This is a genomic window from Vreelandella neptunia (assembly GCF_034479615.1).
GTDB classification, from domain to species: Bacteria; Pseudomonadota; Gammaproteobacteria; order Pseudomonadales; family Halomonadaceae; genus Vreelandella; species Vreelandella neptunia.
In genome coordinates, this window is the sequence record NZ_CP140255.1 from 1,916,068 (window position 1) to 1,938,494 (window position 22,427).

At 54.0% G+C, this 22,427-nt stretch carries 22 protein-coding genes and 1 pseudogene; 11 read left to right on the plus strand and 12 right to left on the minus strand.

Going from position 1 to position 22,427, the window contains the following annotated elements; genetic code table 11:
• Positions 1-43 precede the first annotated feature (43 nt).
• Entirely contained in the window at positions 44-604 is a 561-nt protein-coding gene (locus tag SR894_RS08900) for a hypothetical protein (protein WP_133730654.1), read from the minus strand.
• 160 nt (positions 605-764) lie between these two features.
• Between SR894_RS08900 and SR894_RS08905 the strand changes: the two genes are divergently transcribed.
• From SR894_RS08905 to SR894_RS08915, 3 genes are all read left to right on the plus strand, one after another.
• A complete protein-coding gene (locus tag SR894_RS08905; protein ID WP_031218338.1) occupies positions 765-2,084 on the plus strand; it encodes an IS1380 family transposase in 1,320 nt (439 codons plus the stop codon).
• A gap of 438 nt (positions 2,085-2,522) precedes the next feature.
• Positions 2,523-3,074 (plus strand): GTP cyclohydrolase I FolE, encoded by a 552-nt coding sequence (gene folE / locus SR894_RS08910; RefSeq protein WP_133730655.1) that lies wholly within the window; start codon positions 2,523-2,525, stop codon positions 3,072-3,074.
• A 119-nt stretch (positions 3,075-3,193) separates the two neighbouring features.
• Positions 3,194-4,651, plus strand: a complete 1,458-nt coding sequence (locus SR894_RS08915; protein ID WP_133730656.1) for an NAD-dependent succinate-semialdehyde dehydrogenase — start codon at positions 3,194-3,196, stop codon at positions 4,649-4,651.
• Between the two features lie 131 nt (positions 4,652-4,782).
• On the opposite strand, the gene purH is transcribed toward SR894_RS08915, so the two are convergent.
• From purH to ppa, 8 genes are all read right to left on the minus strand, one after another.
• Positions 4,783-6,399, minus strand: a complete 1,617-nt coding sequence (gene purH / locus SR894_RS08920; protein ID WP_208862643.1) for a bifunctional phosphoribosylaminoimidazolecarboxamide formyltransferase/IMP cyclohydrolase — start codon at positions 6,397-6,399, stop codon at positions 4,783-4,785.
• 50 nt (positions 6,400-6,449) lie between these two features.
• Positions 6,450-6,803, minus strand: a complete 354-nt coding sequence (gene fis, locus SR894_RS08925; RefSeq protein WP_133730657.1) for a DNA-binding transcriptional regulator Fis — start codon at positions 6,801-6,803, stop codon at positions 6,450-6,452.
• Positions 6,800-7,837, minus strand: a complete 1,038-nt coding sequence (gene dusB, locus SR894_RS08930; protein ID WP_133730658.1) for a tRNA dihydrouridine synthase DusB — start codon at positions 7,835-7,837, stop codon at positions 6,800-6,802. The genes fis and dusB overlap by 4 nt, the downstream gene beginning before the upstream one ends.
• 113 nt (positions 7,838-7,950) lie before the next feature.
• Positions 7,951-8,865, minus strand: coding sequence for a 50S ribosomal protein L11 methyltransferase (gene prmA / locus SR894_RS08935; protein ID WP_133730659.1), 915 nt, complete (start codon positions 8,863-8,865; stop codon positions 7,951-7,953).
• 128 nt (positions 8,866-8,993) lie between these two features.
• Entirely contained in the window at positions 8,994-10,334 is a 1,341-nt protein-coding gene (accC, locus tag SR894_RS08940) for an acetyl-CoA carboxylase biotin carboxylase subunit (protein ID WP_133730660.1), read from the minus strand.
• Positions 10,335-10,365: 31 nt separating this feature from the next.
• The gene (gene accB / locus SR894_RS08945; protein ID WP_133730661.1) at positions 10,366-10,842 is read right to left on the minus strand and encodes an acetyl-CoA carboxylase biotin carboxyl carrier protein; all 477 of its coding nucleotides are present in this window, start codon (positions 10,840-10,842) and stop codon (positions 10,366-10,368) included.
• A gap of 333 nt (positions 10,843-11,175) precedes the next feature.
• Positions 11,176-13,038 (minus strand): protein-disulfide reductase DsbD, encoded by a 1,863-nt coding sequence (gene dsbD, locus SR894_RS08950; protein WP_133730662.1) that lies wholly within the window; start codon positions 13,036-13,038, stop codon positions 11,176-11,178.
• A gap of 189 nt (positions 13,039-13,227) precedes the next feature.
• Positions 13,228-13,758 carry an inorganic diphosphatase gene (gene ppa, locus SR894_RS08955; RefSeq protein WP_022523655.1) on the minus strand — a complete coding sequence of 177 codons (531 nt, stop codon included), beginning with the start codon at positions 13,756-13,758 and terminating at the stop codon, positions 13,228-13,230.
• Between the two features lie 283 nt (positions 13,759-14,041).
• On the opposite strand from ppa, the gene SR894_RS08960 reads away from it, so the two are divergent.
• Together SR894_RS08960 and SR894_RS08965 are read left to right on the plus strand one after the other, a co-directional pair.
• Positions 14,042-15,757, plus strand: a complete 1,716-nt coding sequence (locus SR894_RS08960; protein WP_133730663.1) for a bifunctional protein-serine/threonine kinase/phosphatase — start codon at positions 14,042-14,044, stop codon at positions 15,755-15,757.
• A 410-nt stretch (positions 15,758-16,167) separates the two neighbouring features.
• A pseudogene (locus tag SR894_RS08965) lies at positions 16,168-16,332 on the plus strand (DNA-3-methyladenine glycosylase I); the annotation flags it as partial.
• A 427-nt stretch (positions 16,333-16,759) separates the two neighbouring features.
• Here SR894_RS08965 and rlmF read toward each other — a convergent pair.
• A complete protein-coding gene (gene rlmF / locus SR894_RS08970; protein ID WP_133730665.1) occupies positions 16,760-17,704 on the minus strand; it encodes a 23S rRNA (adenine(1618)-N(6))-methyltransferase RlmF in 945 nt (314 codons plus the stop codon).
• Positions 17,705-17,860: 156 nt separating this feature from the next.
• Here rlmF and SR894_RS08975 point away from each other — a divergent pair, with 156 nt between their 5' ends.
• Entirely contained in the window at positions 17,861-18,430 is a 570-nt protein-coding gene (locus SR894_RS08975; protein ID WP_133730666.1) for a L,D-transpeptidase family protein, read from the plus strand.
• Positions 18,431-18,450: 20 nt separating this feature from the next.
• Here SR894_RS08975 and SR894_RS08980 read toward each other — a convergent pair whose 3' ends face one another.
• Positions 18,451-18,822, minus strand: a complete 372-nt coding sequence (locus tag SR894_RS08980; RefSeq protein WP_223288776.1) for a CcdB family protein — start codon at positions 18,820-18,822, stop codon at positions 18,451-18,453.
• 218 nt (positions 18,823-19,040) lie between these two features.
• Between SR894_RS08980 and SR894_RS08985 the strand changes: the two genes are divergently transcribed.
• The 5 genes from SR894_RS08985 to SR894_RS09005 all read left to right on the plus strand — a co-directional run bounded on the left by SR894_RS08985 (position 19,041) and on the right by SR894_RS09005 (position 21,871).
• On the plus strand, positions 19,041-19,370 hold the full coding sequence (locus SR894_RS08985) for a DHCW motif cupin fold protein (protein ID WP_133730668.1): 330 nt from the start codon (positions 19,041-19,043) through the stop codon (positions 19,368-19,370).
• A 37-nt stretch (positions 19,371-19,407) separates the two neighbouring features.
• Positions 19,408-20,037: a SagB/ThcOx family dehydrogenase gene (locus tag SR894_RS08990; protein WP_133730669.1), complete on the plus strand. Its 630-nt coding sequence runs from the start codon at positions 19,408-19,410 to the stop codon at positions 20,035-20,037.
• A gap of 100 nt (positions 20,038-20,137) precedes the next feature.
• A complete protein-coding gene (locus tag SR894_RS08995; RefSeq protein ID WP_133730670.1) occupies positions 20,138-20,611 on the plus strand; it encodes a GNAT family N-acetyltransferase in 474 nt (157 codons plus the stop codon).
• Between the two features lie 156 nt (positions 20,612-20,767).
• Complete coding sequence (locus SR894_RS09000) at positions 20,768-21,364, plus strand: GNAT family N-acetyltransferase (protein WP_133730671.1); 597 nt, start codon at positions 20,768-20,770, stop codon at positions 21,362-21,364.
• Between the two features lie 123 nt (positions 21,365-21,487).
• Complete coding sequence (locus SR894_RS09005; RefSeq protein WP_133730672.1) at positions 21,488-21,871, plus strand: hypothetical protein; 384 nt, start codon at positions 21,488-21,490, stop codon at positions 21,869-21,871.
• A gap of 184 nt (positions 21,872-22,055) precedes the next feature.
• On the opposite strand, the gene SR894_RS09010 is transcribed toward SR894_RS09005, so the two are convergent.
• Positions 22,056-22,376 (minus strand): YdhR family protein, encoded by a 321-nt coding sequence (locus SR894_RS09010; protein ID WP_133730673.1) that lies wholly within the window; start codon positions 22,374-22,376, stop codon positions 22,056-22,058.
• Positions 22,377-22,427 lie beyond the last annotated feature (51 nt).

Genomic DNA, 22,427 nt, shown 5'->3' on the forward strand with positions numbered 1-22,427 from the left:
TTTTCAGCACACCACTGGCTAGTTAGGCGATAGTAGAGCAAGGTCAATCAGGCACGGCTTCTTCGCGAGGCACAGGATTGGCGATACCTTCTCCGTCTGCTTGGCGACGCTGTTCGTTAAGCTCTGCAGAAGGGTTTTCCAGCTCTTCAATTTCAACGGGTTGATCCAGCGTAAGAAGGAACGCTTGGCCAGGAGAGAGCGTACAAGGGTTGCCCTCGCAAGCGATGCCGTATTGACCCTCTTCGCCATAAGCACTGGCACTAAATTCGCCAGTAAAAATGTCGCTGTCTGCATCGTGTGTTTCAATGCAGGTCGCCTCTTGGGTGGTGACGCGAATGCGCCCATCAACCATTTGAGCACTGCCTACGATGACGCAGTACTCGGGTAAGGAGTGCGAGGCGTCGGTTACTGGGGTGGGGTGAAGTAAAATATCGTTGAGGCGCGCTTGGTTTGACTCAAATGCGAGCTCTTCAACGACTTCTACGCCGACGGTGGCTTCATTGGGTAATGAAAGCGTGGCTTCTGCAGCAGTAGCCAATAGCGGAGTAGCAAAAAAGGGGGCCGCAAGGGCGGTTAACCAAAAAGACGTTGGCTTAAATAACATGGCGAGCTCTCAATGTTGGCGCCTGCAATAAAGGCAGTAAAATATACCCCTCAATCATATCACAGGCCCCTAGCCTGGATATTGCATAAGACATGAAAAAGGCGGCTGAAAATCGGTTATAATTCAAGCTCCTACACAAGAACCAACCGCCTCAGCCGCCATGACAAAATGTACCACGCCGTCCGCTTCCTTTCCACGCTGCAAAGGCCGTCAGGTCATCGCCCGTTTCGATGGCGGTGATCTCACTTCCGACGGCGGTATCCTGCTGCTGCGGCAGCTCGATCGCGAGATGGGCCTGACCCGCGCCGTCGCTCGCCGGCTCAGCGACGAGCGCGACGCTCAGCGCTGCCTGCATCGCACCGAAACCCTGGTCCGGCAGCGCGTGTTCGGCCTGGCGCTGGGCTATGAGGATCTCAATGACCACCAGGCCCTGCGTCACGATATCGCCCTGCAGACCGCCGTCGATACCGATGGCGTGCTGGCCAGTCAGTCCACCTTGTGCCGCTTCGAGCAGCAAGCCGACCGGGACTGGGCGATCACCATCCACGAAGAGATGATCGAGCAGTTCATCCGCTCGTTCCGGCGGCCACCCAAGAAACCGCTCTACCTCGACTTCGATGCCACCGACGATCGGGTGCATGGCCAGCAGCTCGGGCGGCACTTCAACGGCTACTACAACCACTACATCTTCCTGCCGCTGTTCGTATTCTGTGGCGACCAGCTGCTGGTCAGCTATCTGCGTCCGGCCTCGCTGGATGCCGCTCACCACGCCGGTGCCATCCTCGCCCTGTTGGTCCGGCGGCTGCGCCAGGCGTGGCCTGAGGTGAAGATCGTCTTCCGAGGCGACAGCGGCTTCTGCCGTCCACTGATCCTCAACTGGTGTGACCGCCACGGCGTCGATTACATCATCGGCCTCGCCGGCAACAAGCGCTTGGCCAAGCTGGCTCTGAACATCGACTACGCGTCGGCCATCCGCTTCGAGAAGACCTGGGAGAAGGAGCGTGTCTTCGGCTTCATCGAGTACGCTGCCAAGAGCTGGAAGGAGCGTCGACGAAAGGTCATCGTCAAGTCCGAGACCAGCCGGCGTGGCTTCAACACCCGCTATGTGGTCACCAGCCTGCGCGGCTGCAGCGCCGAGTGGCTCTATGACCACCGCTACTGTGCTCGGGGCGAGATGGAGAACCGTATCAAGGAGCAGCAGTTCCTGTTCTCCGACCGCACCAGCTGCCACGAATGGTGGCCCAACCAGTACCGACTGCTGCTGTCGGGGTTGGCCTACCTGCTGCTGGAGCGGCTGCGCCGGGTCTACCTCAAGCGCACCGCCTTCGCCCAGGCCCAGGTCAACACCCTCCGCCTGAAGCTGCTGAAGATCGGCGCTGTCATCACCCGCAACACGCGCACGATTCGGCTGATGTTGAGCAGCCAGTACCCGGAGCAGGACCTCTTCCTGAAGCTGGCCAGCAAGCTGGTGCCGGGATAGCGCCGCGGCGTGCTGTCCCCGGCACAGAAAACACATGGGGGTAGGGGGAAATGCGCCTTGAGCTCAGGAAATTGATCAATATATAGCCAACTTCCAGCTCTGGGCGGCATCATCGCCACCAAACCTGGCATTTGGGTGCTGCTGACCAACCCGATGCAACATCCGGGCTAGGTTGCAAAGTTAGCGACGCGGCGCTCTGACGCAGGTAGATAAGTCACAGGCAACCTATATGCGGTAAAATACACTCGTTGCCTAATATCAGTTGTGCAGAACTTTTTTTGGGTATACTTTTTGTACAATGCTAGTGGTGGGTGACGCTAGGTAACGCCATCCTAATAATGATGTTACTTTTTCACGCGTAAAAAAAGGTGAAGACCTTGGTTAGCGCCTGGACGCAATTGCGCATAGTTTTTGAGATAGCTATTGATGAGGCTAGATATGTCCGATGATATTGCCGAGCACTACCGCCAGATAATCTCCGCACTTGGTGAAGACCCCAATCGTGAAGGGCTACGAGATACGCCTAAGCGTGCAGCCAAAGCAATGCAGTTTCTCAATGCGGGCTACACTCAGTCATTGGACGATATTATTAATGGTGCGGTGTTTGAGTCGCAAACAGATGAGATGGTGCTGGTGAAAGACATTGAGCTCTACTCAATGTGTGAGCATCATCTTCTGCCATTTATCGGTAAATGCCATATTGCCTATTTACCCAATGGCAAAGTGTTAGGACTGTCTAAGTTTGCGCGCATCGTCGACATGTTTGCCCGTCGTATGCAGATTCAAGAGAACCTAACCCGCGAGATCGCAGAGGCCGTGCAGGACGTTACTGATGCAAAGGGCGTTGCCGTGGTAATTGAAGCGCGACACCTGTGTATGATGATGCGTGGTGTAGAGAAACAGAACTCCAGCATGACATCGTCGGTGATGCTGGGTGGATTCCGCAAGAATCAAGCGACTCGGCAAGAGTTTTTAATGCTCATTAGCTAATTTATAGCTGGTCACTGGTCGGTACAGCACGCTGCAAATTTGGTTTAAAGGGGTGTTTCGTCTTAGCATGAAGACGTTAATGAGCCTACGAGGCCATCATTTTTGGTCAGGAGCCTGTCATGGAAGCGCTAAAAGAAACACAGCTATATTGCCCCTTTGCCTATATTGACGGCAGTTGGGTCGCGGCAGATAGCGGCGAGCAGATTACGGTATTGAATCCAGCCACCGGCGAAGCGATTGGCGATATTCCTCGCTTGGGTAAAGCCGAGACCGAGCGGGCCATTGATGCCGCGGATGCTGCGCTACCGGCCTGGCGAGCGCTGACTGCCCAAGAGCGTGCTGACTTGCTGCTGAAGTGGCACGACTTGATGTTGGAGCATCAGCAGGATTTGGCCATGCTGATGACCTATGAGCAGGGCAAACCACTAAAGGAAGCCGCGGGTGAAATTGCTTATGCGGCCAGTTTTTTACGTTGGTTTGCCGAAGAGGCGCGGCGCGTATATGGCGAAACGATTCCAGCGGCGAACGCCAATCAACGCATCGTCGTCACCAAGCAACCTGTTGGTGTAGTGGGGGCGATTACGCCCTGGAATTTCCCGGCGGCGATGATTACCCGTAAAGCCGGGGCGGCACTGGCCGCTGGCTGTACGATAGTGGTGAAACCCGCTAGCCAAACACCCTTTTCCGCAACGGCCTTAGCGCTGTTGGCTGAAAGGGCAGGCATTCCACGTGGAGTCTTTAACGTGGTGCCAGGTAGCGCTAGTGATATTGCCCAAGCGATGACCCAATCGCCCAAAGTGCGCAAGATTACTTTCACCGGTTCCACCGAAGTAGGGCGCAAGCTGATGGCCCAGGCGGCGGAGCATATCCAGAAAATCTCGCTAGAGCTGGGCGGCAATGCGCCCTTTATCGTGTTTGAAGATGCCGATTTAGACGCCGCCGTGGAAGGCGCCATGGCCGCTAAATTCCGTAACGCCGGGCAAACCTGTATCTGCACTAATCGCTTCCTGGTGCAGTCCAGTGTGATTAACGCCTTTTGTGAAAAGTTGGCGGTCGCCATGAACAGCGAGCTGCATGTGGGTGATGGCACCAAACCCAACATCAATATCGGCCCGTTAATCGATGATAACGCCGTTAAAAAAGTCAGCGAGCATGTACAGGACGCCATCGATAATGGCGCTGAGCTGCTGTTAGGTGGGCATCCGCATCCGCTGGGCGGCAATTTCTTCACGCCGACGCTGATCAGCTTTGCCACTGACAAGATGAAAGTGGCTCACGAAGAGACCTTTGGCCCATTGGCCGCTGTCTTCCCGTTTGACGATGAAGAGACAGCTATTGAGATGGCCAATGATACCCAGTATGGCTTGGCATCTTATTTCTACTCCCGTGACCTTGCCCGAGTATGGCGTGTTTCCGAAGCGCTGGAGTACGGTATGGTGGGGATTAATACTGGCGCCATTTCCAACGCTGCTGCGCCTTTCGGCGGGGTAAAAGCCTCTGGTCTGGGCCGCGAGGGAGGGCATCAGGGCCTGGAAGAGTATTTGGAAACCAAGTATTTGTGTATTGATCTTGGCTGAAAAGCTCGATAGGAGTTGCTGACCAGTGATCCATTAATATTTGTTGGTGAAAGCAAGAAAGCCCCTTAGGCATGCTCCGTCAAAAGAGCGTCTAAGGGGCTTTTTGTTGCTAATGCTGGTTCTTTAGAGGCTTAGTGGCGGAAGTGACGCATGCCGGTAAAGACCATGGCAATGCCTGCTTCGTTAGCGGCGTCGATCACTTCTTGGTCGCGCATAGAGCCGCCTGGCTGAATAACCGCGGTAATACCTGCTGCTGCGGCAGCATCGATGCCGTCACGGAAGGGGAAGAAGGCATCAGACGCCATCACCGAGCCGGGAACCGAAAGGCCTTCATCTGCGGCCTTAATACCTGCAATTTTAGCCGAATAAACACGGCTCATTTGACCTGCGCCAACGCCCACCGTTTGGCCCTCTTTGGCATACACAATGGCGTTGGATTTGACGAATTTGGCTACTCGCCAGGCAAAGGCAAGATCGCGTAGTTCCTGCTCGCTGGGCGCGCGCTGGCTGACCACGGTCAATTCGTCGCGGGTGACCATGCCGTCGTCGCGCTCTTGTACCAGCAAACCGCCGTTGACGCGCTTAAAATCCAGCGCAGGCTGCTGCTCACCGGGCCAGTGAGCGCTGACGTCCAGCAAACGTACGTTTTGCTTATTTGCCACAATGGCGGCCGCTTCGTCGCTGACACCTGGGGCAATAATCACCTCAACAAACTGGCGGTCAACAATCGCCTGGGCGGTTTCGGCGTCCAATGGCGTATTGAAAGCGATAATGCCGCCAAACGCGCTAGTAGGGTCGGTGGCAAAGGCTTTGTCGTAAGCGGCTAAGGCGGTGGCGCCAATGGCGACGCCGCAGGGGTTGGCGTGCTTAACAATGACGCAGGCCGTCTCACTAAAGGCTTTTACGCACTCAAATGCAGCGTCAGTATCGGCGACGTTGTTATACGAGAGGGGTTTGCCCTGAAGCATTTTTGCCGTGGCAACGCTGGGTTCGCTTGCCTGGGGGTCAACGTAGAAAGCTGCCTTTTGGTGCGGGTTTTCGCCGTAACGCATATCCTGCTTTTTATCGAGCTGCAGGTTAAAGGTGCGTGGGAACGCTTCATCAGCGGCATTGACCTTACGGCCTAGGTAGTCAGCAATGGCACCGTCGTAGCCGGCGGTGTGCTCAAAGGCCTTAACCGCTAAATCAAAGCGTGTGGCGCTACTGACTTGGCCATCTTGGGCAGCCAGCTCGCCCAACACCCGCGCGTAGTCACTGCTATTGACGACGATAGTGGTGTAAGCATGGTTTTTAGCGCAGGCGCGAACCATGGTGGGGCCGCCGATATCGATATTCTCGATAGCATCTTCAAGTGTGCAATCGGGCTTGGCTACCGTGGCGGCAAAGGGGTAGAGATTGACCACCACCATGTCGATCGGTGTGATGTCATTTTCAGCCATGACCGCATCATCCTGGCCGCGACGGGCCAAAATGCCGCCGTGAATTTTCGGGTGCAGCGTTTTAACGCGGCCATCCATGATTTCGGGGAAGCCTGTGTGCTCAGACACTTCTTTCACGGCAATAGCATTTTCTTGCAGTAGACGGAAGGTGCCACCAGTGGAGAGGAGTTCAACGCCGCGCTCAGTGAGGCCGCGGGCAAACTCTACAATGCCGGTTTTATCAGAAACGCTCAGAAGAGCGCGGCGGACGGGGGTAGCGTTGCTGTCAGTCAGGGAAGGATTATCAGCCATGGGAGGGGTATCAGCCATTAGAGTGCTCGTGTGCAGAGTCGATAATTAAAAACAACAACGCCCCAGGGTTATGGGGCGTCACCTTCGATAAGTCCGTATAGCTTGAGTTTCTTGCGCAGGGTGCCACGGTTTAGCCCTAGCACGTCTGCGGCCCGGGTCTGGTTGCCGTCGGTGTGCTCCAGGACACAGGCCAGTAAAGGCGCCTCTACTTCGGCCATCACCATAGCGTAAAGATCGGTCGCCTGACTGCCGTCTAGATGCTCAAAGTAGCGGCGCATAGCCGTTTCAACCGCCTCCCGAAGTGGCTGGGGCGGTGAGTTAGCCGCAGGATCCGCTAGCGTGCCCGCTAAATGGGAGTAGCCCTCGCTGGAATAGGCGTCGCTGGAATAGCTGTCGCTAGATAGAAGATCGCGTTCGGTCATGCAGCATAGCTTCCTTTGGCTAGCAAACGCGTGGCGGCGCCGGGGGCCATCGCGTCGTTGATCCAATCAAATTGCGTTTCAGGTGACGCTAACGCATTGAACTGCTGCTTAAGCGCGCGCTGTTGTTGCGGCGTAAAGCGTTGGTCATCACTGAGGTACCAGCCGACATGTTTGCGCGCGATACGCACACCCATGGTGGTGCCATAAAACTCATGTAATGCTTGTAAGTGCCCGTGAAGCACTTGGTGGCGCTCGGTAAGGCTTGGTAGCGCCATCCGCTCTCCATGTTGGAGGTAGTGGTTGATCTGTTGAAAGATCCACGGGTTGCCCTGAGCTCCACGGCCGACCATCACTGCATCAGCGCCGGTATAGGCGAGTACTTCGGCGGCTTTTTCCGGACTTGTTATGTCGCCGTTGGCAATCACCGGGATCGATAGATGAGATTTGATCTCGGCAATTGTGTCGTACTCTGCCTGTCCAGTATAGCGCTGCTGGCGATGTCGGCCATGTACTGCGAGTGCTTTAATGCCTGTTGACTCAGCGAGCCGGGCAATGCGCAGGGCATTATTGGATTCGGCGCACCAGCCCGTGCGGATTTTCAGCGTCACGGGTATATCCACCGCTGCCACCACCGCATCGAGAATCTCGGCCACCAAGGCTTCATCGCGAAGTAGTGCCGACCCTGCTGCTTTGTTACACACTTTTTTGGCCGGGCAGCCCATATTGATATCAATAATTTGCGCGCCCAGTTCGGCATTCAAGCGCGCCGCCTGGGCGAGCATTTCAGCGTCGCCTCCGGCGATTTGCACTACGCGGGGGCCGGGCTCTCCGCGGTGATCCATACGCAGCTGCGATTTGCGAGTATGCCATAAGCTGGGGTCTGAAGTGACCATTTCACCTACTACCCAGCCAGCTCCAAGCCGCCGGCATAGCTGGCGGAAAGGGCGGTCGGTGACGCCAGCCATGGGCGCAAGCATTACACGATTAGGTAATGCAAACGGGCCAATGCTGGTAGGTAGTGTGCTTAACGTCATGGCGTTGGACTTCGTTGGTTTTGAGCCGTGAGAGCTGGACTGGTGGCAAGTAGGCGTTTCAAGGGGGCGTATGATACGCCTACTCGGTGGTGGGGTGAAGGCCAATTGCCGCTTTAACGCGGGCGCACGCCGCTAAGCCGTACCCAGCCTTCGCGAATCACTGGCTCATCCATAGCAATGCCTTGCGCGGCATAGGCTTCGTAAACGTCATCGGCCTGGTTTGCCAAAACCCCCGATAGCGCGATGCGCCCGCCTGGCGCCACATGCCCGGCAATCATTGGCGCTAGCTCAACCAGCGGGCCGGCTAAAATATTGGCGGTCACGATAGGGTAATCACCGTTATCGCTTAACTGCTCGGGGTAGTAGAGGTTTAAACCCGACTCGGCAATACCGTTACGTTCTGCGTTATCGCGGCTAGCCTGCAGCGCCTGGGGGTCAATGTCGGTGGCATCTGCATGGCTGGCGCCCAGCTTGAGCGCGGCGATAGCGAGAATGCCCGAGCCGCAGCCCACATCTAATACCGTTTGCTCGGCTAAGTGACCGGCTACGGCCAGCTCATCCAGCCACTCAAGGCACAGTGCTGTGGTCGGGTGCGTCCCGGTGCCAAAGGCGAGGCCTGGGTCGAGTATCAAGTTAACGGCGTCGGCCTCGGGAGGTTCGTGCCAGCTGGGTACAATCCATAGCCGTTGACCCATGCGCAGCGGCGTGAAGTCATCCATCCACTCGCGTTCCCAGTCTCGGTCGGCAAGCAGCTCATACTCGATGGTCGGGCAGGGTTCACCAGGCATCTGCTCTGACCAGGCGGCCTCAATACGCTCCAGCATGCTCTCGACGCCCTCAAGGTCATCGTACAGGCCGGTGAGAATGGTATCTTCCCACAGCGGGGTTGTGCCGCGCTCGGGTTCAAATACCGGATCATCGTGGGCATCCTGAAGGCCAATAGCCGTTGCGCCTTCGTCAAGCAGTAGTTCTTCTAGGAGCTCTGCCTGTTCGGGGGCGACGTGGGCTTTGAGTTGAAGCCAGGGCATGAAGGTTCTCCGCAGGGCGAATTAAAGACATATACAGTAAGCACACATACAGTAAAGACAAGGACGGGGTGGACATGGCCACCCCGTTGGGTATCACACTGTGCGCCGGAAAGCGCTTGGCTGCTGGATTAGCTGCCGAGTTTCTTTTCCAGATAGTGGATATTGACACCGCCTTGGCGGAAGTAGCTGTCGCGAACCAAATCCTTTTGCAGGTCGATATTGGTTTTAATGCCTTCCACCAGCAGCTCGTCGAGGGCATTCCGCATCCGCGTCAGGGCTATTTCGCGATCCGCGCCCCAGGTGATCAGCTTGCCGATTAGAGAGTCATAGTGCGGCGGTACGGTGTAGCCGGTATAGAGGTGAGAGTCCATACGAACGCCCAAACCACCGGGAGCGTGAAACAGCGTTACCTTACCGGGTGAAGGCATAAAGGTGCGCGAGTCTTCGGCGTTAATGCGGCACTCAAAAGAGTGTCCATTGAGCTGCACATCTTCCTGACGAATTGACAGCGGCAAGCCCGAGGCAATACGCAGCTGCTCTTTGACGATATCCACACCGGTGACCATTTCGGTGACCGGGTGCTCAACCTGAACACGGGTGTTCATCTCGATGAAGAAGTATTCACCGTCTTCGTACAAGAACTCAAAGGTGCCTGCACCGCGGTAGTTGATCTTGATACACGCCTGGCGGCACGCTTCAAGCACCTGGGCTCGGGCCTCAGGGTCTAGGCCTGGCGCCGGGGCTTCTTCGAGTACTTTCTGGTGACGCCGTTGAAGCGAGCAGTCGCGGTCATAAAGATGGATCGCATTACCCTGGCCGTCGGCTAGTACTTGTACTTCGACGTGGCGCGGCTTCTCAAGGAATTTTTCCATGTAGACCGTGCCGTCACCGAAGGCGGCGTGGGCTTCAGTGCGGGTAACGGTAATCGCCGAAAGCAGATGGCCTTCGGTGTGCACCACGCGCATACCACGACCACCGCCGCCTGAGGCCGCTTTAATGATCACCGGGTAGCCAATGCGGCGCGCGGTGGCGAGATTAGTTGCGTCGTCATCACCCAAGGGGCCATCTGAGCCTGGCACCGTGGGAACGCCCGCTTCCTTCATCGACTGGATGGCGCTGACTTTGTCGCCCATCAGGCGAATCGTCTCGGCGCGGGGGCCAATAAAGGTAAAGCCTGAGCGCTCAACCTGTTCAGCGAAGTTGGCGTTTTCAGACAAAAAACCGTAGCCAGGGTGAATAGCGGTCGAGTCGGTGACTTCGGCTGCGCTGATCAGGGCCGGTATGTTTAAATAGGATTGCGCTGACGAAGCCGGGCCAATACACACGGCTTCATCCGCCAGGCGAACGTGCATCAGTTCACGATCAGCTTTGGAGTGTACCGCTACGGTTTTGATGCCCAGTTCTTTACAGGCCCGCAGGATACGGAGGGCAATCTCGCCGCGGTTGGCGATAAGTACCTTGTCCAGCATGGGAGAGTCCACCCGTGTTGAAAATGAAAGATTAAGCGATAACGATCATGGGTTGATCGAATTCAACTGGCTCGCCATCTTCCACCAGGATGGCTTCCACTACACCGTCGCGGTCAGCTTCAATCTGGTTCATCATTTTCATGGCTTCAATGATGCATACAGTGTCACCTTGCTTGACGCTATCGCCGACTTCTACAAACGACTTGGCGCCTGGTGCAGGGCTGCGGTAGAAGGTGCCTACCATGGGGGAGTTGACTGCCTCGCCACGGTAGCTTGCACCCTGAGGCTCTGCTTCAGTAGCCGGTGCTGAGGCCGGAGCGCCCGCTGCGGGGGCAGCTGGTGCATAGCCAGGATGCTGCGCATATTGCGGCATCGGCTGCGGCTGCCACGAAGCACCGTTAGGATGGCGGCTAATGCGTACTGACTCTTCGCCTTCCTGAATTTCAATCTCGCTAATATTGGATTCTTCGAGTAGCTCAATCAGTTTCTTAACTTTGCGGATATCCATGGCATAGCCCTATCAATGTCTTAAAAGGTAGTCACAAAGCGCTCCAGCATAGGTACAGGGAGCTCTTTATGGCGCGTACGTTGCGCAGTAAACCAATTTTAAAAATGAAGAGAACGCTGCATGTTAGCGAACGTTACCCCGTTCTCACCGTTAAAAAAGCAAGTTTTTAGCTAATATGGGAGCGGAGTTTGCCGAAAAAGTGCCAGGATGTCCAGCAACAGGCTAAGCCAACGCCCAAACCACCCTATAGTGAAGAATTAAACAACTGTTTGACGATGTTCGCGCCAAAAAGCGACTTAAGTACTCCAATGAGTCGCTAGCGTAGGGCTTGCGTTAGCTATTCGCTAGCCACTGGCTGACTAATTCCAGATGTTCACGCAACTGGTTGGCGGTCACTTCGCCTTGAATGCGTGCATCGCGAATCTCCTCACCCTGGCTGAAAAAGAGCAGGCTGGGTGGGCCGAAGAGGTTAAATTGATTCAGCAATTCACGGCTTTGGGAATCAGTGTGGGTGACGTCGGCGGCAATCAATGTGTAATCGCGAAGCGCCGCGGAGACCTGCGGGTCAGGGTACACATCCCGCTCTAACAGCTTGCACGAAATGCACCAGTCGGCGGTAAAGTGGACAAAGGCGGGCTGATTGGCGCCTTCAGCTTGGGCGATAGTCGCTTCAAGCTCGTTTAAGCTGTTTACCTTGATGAAGTCGAGTGCTTCTGTTTGTGGTTCGCCGGAAATGCTGGAGGTTGCGGCAAGGGGGCGCAGGGGGTTGCTGCCCCCCTGAGCGGCGCCAATCACCAAAACTATCCCCCAAGCTAGCAGCAGAAGCCCCAGCGTTTGGCGTGCCCGCGGCCACCCCTGCGGTTGATTGAAACTCAGTGCCCCAAGCGCTAGCGCCGTACCGATAGCAAGGGCTGCCCATAGCAGCAGCGCAATAGGCGCGGCCACTAAGCGCTCGATCATCCAAATGGCTACACCCAGCAGCAGTAGGCCAAAGGCAATTTTTACGCCGTTCATCCAGGCGCCAGAACGGGGCAGCAGCGTGGTGCCAAAGGTTCCGACCAACAGAAGCGGCACGCCCATGCCCATGCCCAGCGCAAACAGCACCGAGCCGCCCATGGCGGCATCCCCTGTGGAAGAGATAAACACCAGCGCGCCGGCCAAAGGCGCCGTTACACAGGGCGATACGACCAGTACCGAGAGCGCGCCAGCTAGCGCTAAGCCGGCTGGGCCACTGCGCTGAGCGCGTGCCTGCCAAGCGTCAACGCGGTTGGCAAAACGAGGCGTCATATTAAGGTTAAATGCCCCAAACATGGCCAGGGCAAAGAGCGTGAAGAGCACCGCAAAGGTGATCAATACCGGTGCTGACTGCAGGTGCGCCTGGAGATTAAGCCCGGCGCCAAACAGTCCCATTAACACCCCGACCAGGGCGTAGGTCAGCGCCATACCGAGTACATAGCTTAACGAAAGGGCAAAGGCGCGGGGCCGTGTGGGGTTCTGGCCGACCACGATCGATGACAAAATTGGAATCATCGGCAGCACGCAGGGGGTAAAGGTAAGCCCCAGGCCGGCAATAAAAAACAGCCCCAGCGCTAACGGTAGGCTGGCATCGCTGATCAAAGCGCTGAAGCGGCTATCTTCGCTTTGGGGGGCGGTGAAATCATTCTGTTGTGAAGAATTAGCAGTTGAGGAACTGACTGCCTTACTATCGGTTTGCCAATCGGCAAACTGGCTGGGGGGTTGGGTTTCGCTGGCCTCTAGGGTTGTTTGCTCTGGCGGGTAGCAGAGCCCCGCATCGGCGCATCCTTGAAAGGTCAATGCAATATTGAGCGGGCCAGAGAAGGGGGCTTCCAGCGGTACTTCAAGCACTACCTGGTCGCGGAACACATACACATCGCCCATAAACTCATCGTTGGTAAAGATGCCTTCGGGGATGATGGGGTCGCCGAGGCTGGCATTCTCCGTTTGGCTGACTACCGCAAACTGGTGGCGATATAGATAGTATTCATCTGCGATATCCATGCCGATATAGAGCGTATCGCCATCATGCCAAGCGGTCGGCTGAAAGGCTTCCATCACCGGTAAAAATTCGTCTTGGTTGCTAGACGATGAAAACCATTGGGCGTTTGCACTTAGCGATAGCAAGCCAAGAAAGAAAGTCAATAATGTAAACAGGCTCAGGCGTTTAAGAGATAACACGGTGCGTCCTTAATCAATGGCATCGCAATGAAAGGCGAATAGCATACCGCAACCTTTAGTCCCTGGCGTATACGCTGCGGTGACGTGACGCGGCCCCTAACAGTGCCTTAATCCTACGCATATAAAAAGACCGCCCGAAGGCGGTCTCTTATTCCTTTGGCGGCGGAAAGATACACCGCAAGGAGATTGTTACGCTTTTTGATAGGCGGTAACGGACTTCTCAATCGCCTTGCGAGCTGCGTCAGCGCCTTCCCACGACTCGACTTTTACCCATTTTCCTTTCTCGAGATCTTTGTAGTTCTCGAAGAAGTGAGCAATTTGCTGGCGCAGTAGCTCAGGCAGGTCGGTAACTTCGTGAACATCGTCGTAAAGGGAGCTTAGCTTTGCATGGGGCACGCAGATCAACTTGGCATCTTCACCAGCTTCGTCGGTCATGTTCAGGATGCCTACCGGACGCGCGCGAATAATGCTGCCAGGTTGAACGGGGTGCGGAGTCACCACCAGGGCGTCCAGCGCATCGCCATCGTCGGCGAGGGTATGCGGGATAAAGCCGTAGTTGGCGGGGTAGAACATGGGCGTGGCCATAAAGCGGTCAACGAGTAGCGCGCCCATGTCCTTATCAATTTCATATTTGATCGGGTCGTGGTTGGCTGGAATTTCGATCACCACGTAAACGTCGTTGGGGAGATCCTTTCCAGCAGGGATATTATCGAAGTTCATCGTTGATTCCTTGGTAGTGCTGTGGCTAGAGTCGTGCAGTGGTTAGGCAATCGTTTCAGAGTCGTTGATGGCGAAGAATTATACGAACATGACTGGCCGATTACCAATGCGACATAGGTTGGCCGCTAGTGATCATTTATTAGCCCTTAAAATGGGCCGAATACGATAGAGACGTTTGGCGGGGATCGTTTCTGTTCCGCTGCGTGTATCATAGCCAGAGTTTATCAATAGTGTTGGTTGACAGTGATGTCCCTCGAACGAGTCGGCAGCCTAGGAGGATGACTTGTCGCACGCCCAGTTGCTCATCAGTTATGGTCAAGCGTTTGTCGCGCCCGATCGGCGCCTACACCGCAGTTCAATGTCGGTTCGCTTTCCTGAAGCGCCGCTGCTTCGCGCCAAAGGCGGCTGTGCTGTGATTAGCGACTCCATTTCGCGCAATACCATGGCCAAGCAGGCCGGTGATTTAAGTGTACGCGGCTTTCTGGCCGACTACTTTTCAACTCCCGACCACTGGGATGTCAAAACCTCTGCTACGCGTGTATTACGCGCGCTCAACAGCTGGTGCTACAGCCAAAGCCAGCATGTGAAAGAGGGCAGCTTTGTTTCATCCATGTCGGCGATGGTGTTTCGTGGCCGTGAAGCCCACCTGTTCCACATGGGGGATACGCTGGTCTTTCGCTTACGAGGTGCGGAGTTTGAACAGCTAAGCCGTGACCATGTCACTGATTTAGGCGGCTATCGTTACCCTTCCCGGGCGCTGGGTCTGGATGGCAGTGTCGATATCGATTACACCCACATTGCGCTTAAACAGGGCGATCTGTTTCTGTTTACTACCCAGGGCGTGCGCGGCACGCTGTTGCCTTCTGACTATGTGCGCTTGATTCGCCAGGATGCCAGTGATTTGGATGCCGCCTGCGAGCGGCTAGCCGATGAAGCGAAGCAGCGCGCCCAGGAGCGCGGCTATGGCGGTGATCAGTTCTGTTTCCAGTTGGTACGTATTGATGAATTGCCTGAAGAGGTGACCGAGCATCCGGGGCAGCTCTATGGCGACCTTCCCATCCCCCCTGAGTTGTCTGCGGGGGAACGTCTTGACGGCCTGGAGGTGCTCGCCGTGCTATCGCGAACGGCGCAGTCGCGGGTATATCGCGTCCGTGATGTGCATAGCGAGCGGGAAATGGTCATGAAAGCGCCCAGCCCAGAGCTTTCGTTGCGCAATGCCTATCTTGAGCACTTTTTGCTCCAGCAGTGGGTGGTCGAACGTGTTAACTCGCCCTTTGTGGTTAAGGTGATGGAACCGTCTCGGCCGCGACGCTACCTCTATTACCTGATGCAGCATATTGAAGGCGAGACGCTGCGCCAGTGGGGAGAGCGCCATCCGCAAGCCAGCCTGACCCAGCGCCTGGATATTGCCAATCAGCTGGGTAAAGCGGTACAGGCGCTGCATCATCGGGATATTATTCATCAGCAGATCAATCCTGATAATATTTTGATCGACCCACACGGCAAGCTCGTGCTCACCGATTTTAGTGCCTGCCATATGCGTGACGGCGAAGGGCATCGTCATTCAGGTGAGTTGCTCAGGCAGATTGGCTTTAATGAACACACCGCACCAGAGTATGCCTTGGGCGACAGCATCGGACGGCGTAGTGATCAGTACTCGCTAGCCTCCACTACTTACTGGCTTTTGACCGGTGCATTACCTTATACACTGACACCCAACAGGCTGCGCAGCCATACCGACCTTGAAGAGCTGACCTATCGCAGCGCGCGTACCACCAACCCTGAGATCTCCCAGGAACTAGACGACGCGCTACGCCGCGCCTTGGATCCACAAAGGGCGCTGCGGTTTAGGCGTATGTCCGAGTTTTTGCATGCGCTTAGGGTGCCGCTTGGGAGGCTGCCCAATCGGGAAGAGAACCGCCAAGAGCCGCGGCGTTTCTGGCAGGGCGTGGCGGGGATTCTGTTACTGCTGCTAGTGCTTTCCTGGTTGCTACGCTAGTCATCTTTTGTGGGAGGGACGCCTCATCGCGTACTCGGTCGCCATTGGAGCGTTATAACGTAAACCATGTATGCCGTAGTGGTAGCGTGGTTTCGTTTTAGTTCATTAGACTAGAGGCTGCGCGTACCTGCTAATTCCTTTCATACCATCACATTCACAGGCCCAGATGATTAATACGCGCTTAACCTCTTCGTGAGAAAGCACAACAGGTAATTGATGCGGGCGTTTAACTTGAACCTAGTCTTGGAGGTTCTGTTCTTGCTCATGGTGAGTCAAGGGAAGCTCTTGAGAGCCGAGTTAATCAAGACCCATTTGTGCCCGAGAATGTCGTTACGGCAGAAATACTTGAAATTGAGCCAAAAAAACAGCTGAGCGTATGGGCTTTCTTCTGGCCAAGTGGGGGGTGAGCGATGAGCTCTATTCTTCAAGGCCCAGACGGAGAATTAGGTTTCAGCTGGTGTTCGGCTGCTCCTGAGTTATTGGAATATCACGATATTGAGTGGGGCTATCTAGTTGATGACGATATCAGGTTGTTTGAAAAACTGTGCCTCGAAAGCTTTCAATCCGGCCTGAGTTAGCGAACAATTTTAGACCAAACGAGAGAAAAGAGTCGAACAGGCACGCAATCACTTCAGGCGCTCAGGGAGCGTATAATGCCTTAACAAGTGGTTTCTGCCGAACGTGCATACGCTGCGCTCCAGCACGCCGCATAGCCGAGCGTTGAGGCTGTAGAGAAACCCTTTGCCGCCTGAGTTTTGGTAGGTTCGAGAAAACAGACACGAAGTAGTCAGCGTGCTGCTCCTCAAGCCCTATAACCACGATCAAAACGCCGTGGTGGTGATCAACTACCAAGACCAGCTCCACCCCGATCCTTTGAACATTCAGCGTATTATTTAATCGAGCACAAGCTAGACTTGTCGTTTTTCCATCCCTGGTGATGTGCTTGTAACGGAGTAATGTCACTGCAGGTTTCGCATAATCATGCGCCATCTAGGGTACGGCTCACATAAATGTCCAGGCCAATATCCGCGTGATCTTATTTCCCTGTTTCATTTCTATTTCCCGACTATCAACGGCGCCGAGCTTACGGATCAGCTTCTTGGCAGGCTTAACATTGTCAGCTTTTGAAACCAGGCTGCTAAACCAGCGGCATTGAGTTGCATACACCTGGCTTTCTCGTATCAGCTTTTTCAGAAACAGCTGTTCGCCTCCCTTGCACCAAAGCTCGGCTCCTTCCCCGCCAAAATTTAGGGTGGGAGATTTGGTTTTTGCTTTTTGTTCACCGCGACTACGAGCAAGGTTATTGAGTTTAAGCTGACTGCCTTTAAGTGCTTCATCGAGCGAGGCATGGAAGGGGGGATTGCATACGCTGACGTCAAAGAACTCCCCAGCTTGAATGATCCCTTCAAAAATGTGGTTTTTATCGTGCTGCGTACGCAGCGTGAAGCGATCTTTGAGTGTGGGATTGTTGGTGAGAATCGTGGCGACGTTCTCAAGCGACTGACTGTTAATGTCACTACCCACACACTGCCAGCCGTATAGTTGGCAGGCCAGTAGCGGGTAGATTCCATTTGCTCCAGTTCCTATATCGAGTAGCTTGATGCTGGGGTGTTCACACCCAGGCCCAAGCTCCAATAAGTCCGCCATGTAATGGATATAGTCGGCTCTGCCTGGAATTGGAGGGCAAAGCGCGCCCTCTGGAATATCCCAATCGACAATATCGTAGTATCGATTTAATAACGCGGCGTTGAGCGTTTTTACTGCCAGTGGGTCTGCGAAATCGATGGAAAGGTTGCCATGAGCGTTCGGTTTCACATGCGTGGCTAGTGCTGGGTGGCTTTTTACGAGAGCTGGGAAGTCATAGCCTTGGTTGTGTAGATTCCTCGGGTGCAGACCTTTGCGAACAGGCCTAGCTTGGCTTTTTTCACTTCGATGGAGGGTGTTCACAGTAATTAGCTCGAGGCTTGGCGTTCAGTGGGTCTAGCTGAGCCAGTGATTATAATCTTAATGGTTGTGTTGAGCATACTCGGTAGGTCGAGGCTAGCGAAAGGCCTCTGACTATACATGTTTTGCTTTGTAAATCACGGAGGGCGGATGCATAGGATGCGCCGCTTGGTTTTAAATTTATGTTTAAAGGCGGTTAAAGTGCGACACAGACTTCTTGCAACACTATTAATTGTGCTGGCTCTTGGGGCTGGCCTCTACTTTGCAGATTCCCGCTTGCCCGCGTTGCTCGCCGCAGATGTTCCGCAGGCAGAAGCAGTGCTCGTTATCAAGGGAGAGCGGAAGCTTTATCTCTTAAGGGATGGGGAATCCTACCGCGAATACCAGATTGCACTTGGGGGTGATCCGGTCGGACACAAGCAGGAAGAAGGTGATCAACGGACACCGGAAAGCGACTATGTACTCGACTGGAGAAACCCAAACAGCATGGCTCATCTGTCCCTCCACGTCTCATACCCAAACGAGGATGATCGAGCGCATGCGGAGGCGCGTGGTGTCTCGCCCGGGGGTATGATCATGATCCACGGTCAGATGAACGGATTCGGCTGGTTGGGTCGTCTACTCCAACGGTGGGATTGGACTGATGGTTGTATAGCGGTTACTAATGTCGCGATGGAAGAGATTTGGCACGCTGTGCCAAACGGAACCCCAATTCGCATTGAGCCGTAAATGCATAACCAAGCCAAGTACTAGAACAGTCTATTTGCTACGGCTTCGTTTCCACTTCTACTGGAAAGTTGCCCGTGTTGGCTACGTTCGACTGCGAAATCCAGTGCCTCAACGATCTGATCCCTGCAATGCGAAAGGGGATCGATGGGGTTTTTGAAATATTTTTCTGGCACCGAGGAAATTTGGGGAGTTACTAGTAGTACTTGCTGTTCTTCGAACGATATTTCTGGTGTGAGGCTCCGCATCGACTGGTTTCCAAATGTTGAATGCTTGCCCAGTGGAATAACGATACGGGTTGCCAGAACCGTCAGAAGGCCACTTTGACTATCGACGAGGTAGGATATTGAATTTTCTGCTTTTTGGGGTGCAGCTATGTTGTAAAGTTCGGTCATCATAGTCTCCAATGGGCCGGAACATGCATTGCTCCAGTTTGTGTACATACAAGAGCATTGAACCAATGGCTGTTGTCGGACGTGCCTAAGTTGTGCTTTAGCACGCTGCAAAGCCAGGCGCTAACGAGGCCAGTCACAGGGCATCTTTTCACTCCGGCTTTGTTTCCACTCCGTGACCACGCATGCTGGCTGGCGTTATGTACTTATGGAGAAAAAATTTGAACATTACAGATTTACCTTTCGGGGTCACGGATTGGTCTGAAGTTGAGAGGACTGAGCATTCTGGAGAACACGGCGTTGCTTATTGGAAGACTCGAAATTTCGGAGATATCCGGGTTCGTATGGTTGAGTACAGTCCTGGCTATCTGGCGGATCATTGGTGTGCTAAAGGGCACATATTGCTCTGCCTCGAAGGTGAGCTTCATACTGAGTTAGACGATGGTCGTTGTTTTGTTCTCACGCCTGGTTCGAGCTATCAAGTTGCCGACAATGCCGAACTTCATCGTTCTTCGACGGAGCAGGGAGCTAAGTTGTTCGTCGTCGATTAGCATCGCATAATCACCGTTATGCATAGGGAGTAAACGTATGGTCTTCGACTTACCTGCACCAGAATCAGAACAGCAAGGCTCCAAGTCATTGGTTGGCAGTATTGCGGCTCGGCGCAGCGTGAGGGAGTACACGAATGCACCGCTCCCTATCGGTGTTTTGTCTCAATTGCTTTGGTCGGCCCAGGGCGTAACAGGGCCGGATACAAAAAGAGCAACGCCATCGGCAGGCGGATTATACCCGCTGCACCTAAAAATTTTGGTGCAGCGGGTATCTCAACTTGAGCCCGGTATCTATGAGTATCAGGCTGGTAACCATTCGTTAAAGTTAATTGGGAACCGTGTTCCGGAAGGGGCAGTGCAAGCGCTAGGGATTGGCGATCAACCATGGTTGAAAGAAGCGGCTCTCGTCATTGGAGTTGCCGCGAAACTGGGAGAGGCAGCTCGGCACTTTGAAGCTCAGCCACCCCAGGGAGAGCGTGGCGCTCGCTATGTATATATGGAAACTGGTGCTCTAGCACAAAATGTCCATCTTCAGAGTACTGCTCTCGGCGTTGGTTGTGTTCTAGTGGCAGGATTCGCTGACCCAAGGGTGAAGGAAGCATTGAGATTGCCTTCAGACTTGGAACCTACTGCGCTGATTTGCATTGGGCAGCGGCATGATGCCTAACAGTGCATAACAATATGTGGCATGAGGATGGCCTTGTCTTTTTTTGCTCCCAAAAGGCCGCTGGTGCGCTTTGCTCTAGTTATTAAAAGGAGGAATTGAGATGTGTGAGACTCTAGAGAAAAGCGTTTCGTTTCGCGTGGCCACCCGCCAAGATCTGCAAGCTATCGTTCAGATGCTAGCCGATGATAATCTTGGTCTAAAGCGTGAAGATCCTTCAAGTCCTCTGTCTCATTCCTATCATATGGCCTTCGAAGCTATCGATGCTGATCCTAACAATGAGTTGGTAGTTGCAGTTAAAGGCCATCATATTGTGGGTGTGCTTCAAATTACCTTCATTCCATATCTAACCTACCAGGGGGGATGGCGAGCACTGATAGAGGGCGTTCGCGTATCCAAGGAAATCCGGTCATCTGGAATTGGTCGCGCTATGTTTGAGTGGGCCATAAATCGCGCTAAAGAAAGAGGGTGTGTTCTGGTTCAGCTCACAACTGACAAGTTGAGGCCGGCTGCATTACGCTTTTATGAGGGCTTCGGCTTCGTCGCGTCTCACGAAGGAATGAAACTCAAGCTGTAATCCTGCAAGCAGACGAGGATTCTTTAAGACCTCCCCATGTTTGGCCTCTTTGGTTAATAAAAACGTCAATGCGACCTGGCTGCTTTAAATCCAGCTGTTTACGCTCATCGTTAAGCTTCTCCCTTGACCGCCTTCAGAAGATATTTGAGTACACATATGGCCTTTGTCGAACCCGTCACCCTCTCTGCGCGCGGCGTAAAAATCGTGCCGCTTACACTCAACCATGAAGCCGGTCTGCGTGCTGCCGCAGCGGACGGGGAGCTATGGAACCTGCGCATTACATCGGTACCAGCGCCTGACGAGACGTACCGCTATATAGATACCGCTTTAAAAGCCCGAGAGGAGGGCCATCGCTTTGCCTTCACCGTCATTGAAGAGTCCAGCGGTACGGTACTTGGTTCTACTAGCTACCATGATATTTTGCCTGACGTAAAAAGAGTGGAAATTGGCTACACGTGGTACGCCAAGCGAGTGCAGCACACCCATGTCAACACCACTTGCAAGCTGCTGCTAATGACACACGCTTTCGAGACGCTGGACTGTAATGTAGTCGGATGGCGTACTGACAACTTCAATTTTGCCAGCCAGCGTGCAATTGAGCGCCTAGGCGCGAAAAAGGACGGCGTGATCCGTGGCAACGTGCTGCGCCGAGACGGTACGATGCGCGATACGGTGATGTATAGCCTGCACAAGGGCGAATGGCCAGAGGTGCGGGCGCATCTCAACTATTTGTTGAGCCGACCCCGTGCGTAGTGAGGAAAGTATCGTGCTCAGTCGATCAAGGCTTAGTAGTGTCGCCATATGCATGCTTAAACGCCATACAAGCATGATTCGATCCATTTAACCAGGTGTTATGGCACGTGTTGAGGAGGTGGTATGTCGTTTGAAGAATTACGGTCTGAAGTGCATAAAACTTACATGGAATACTATGTTGCTGGATTTAAGAGCAACGACGTAACGCTAATCGATAAAATGGTCAAATATCCAATCGCCTATATTAAAAATGGCTCGGTGACAATGTGTGATTCCTATCCAATAGATCCAAAAAGCCTTAAAAAAGAAAAGGGTTGGGATCATTCTGTCGATTGGAAGTTTGAGGTGACAGCTGTCAATGATAGTGAGGCTCATGCGGTCGCCTCTGCTGTCAGATGCAGAAAAGATGGTTCAAAAATTGAGAGTGTTCATGGGTTCTATGCTTTCACCAAGACGGCCGATGGATGGAAAATGTACGCCGTTGCGGATACTACCTTCTGGTCATAACAATGCGCAGCGATTAACGGCTTGCAACTAGCTGGCTCCACGATTTTTACCTATCCCGAGATCGGCATAAAGCCAACGTCACGGTATGCCGACTAGTTAGATTGCCTAATGACGCCTAAGGGCTGCGTGGGCTCTTTGAGTCCACGCAACCGGCAGTACTTTAGGCTCGTAGGCGATGTGTCTATCAGGTGGTGAAGAAGGGAGAGTTCATTCCTTTGCTCGCTTCGGCTACCACATCGCCATCAAAAAGCTTGACGGTGAGGCTGGCATCTACAGCCTTGGCAAAATCGGCTAACAGGCCTTCGGCGTAGGCACGTGCACTTGGAACAGAGTCGAACTCGTAGAAGCCGCCGACAGAATGATTGTTGATACCACTCAACCAGGTTTTGCTTCGCAGCCCCGGTATGTTGTGCATGGCAGGATTGGCGTCTTGCCATACGTCCTTGGTGAAAGGTGCAGATACTTGAAATTCTGCATAAAGAAAAACACGGCTTGGCTGAGTCATAATAGCTTCCTTGGTTAGGTAGTGGGTCAGAAATTTGATTTAATAGTCTGG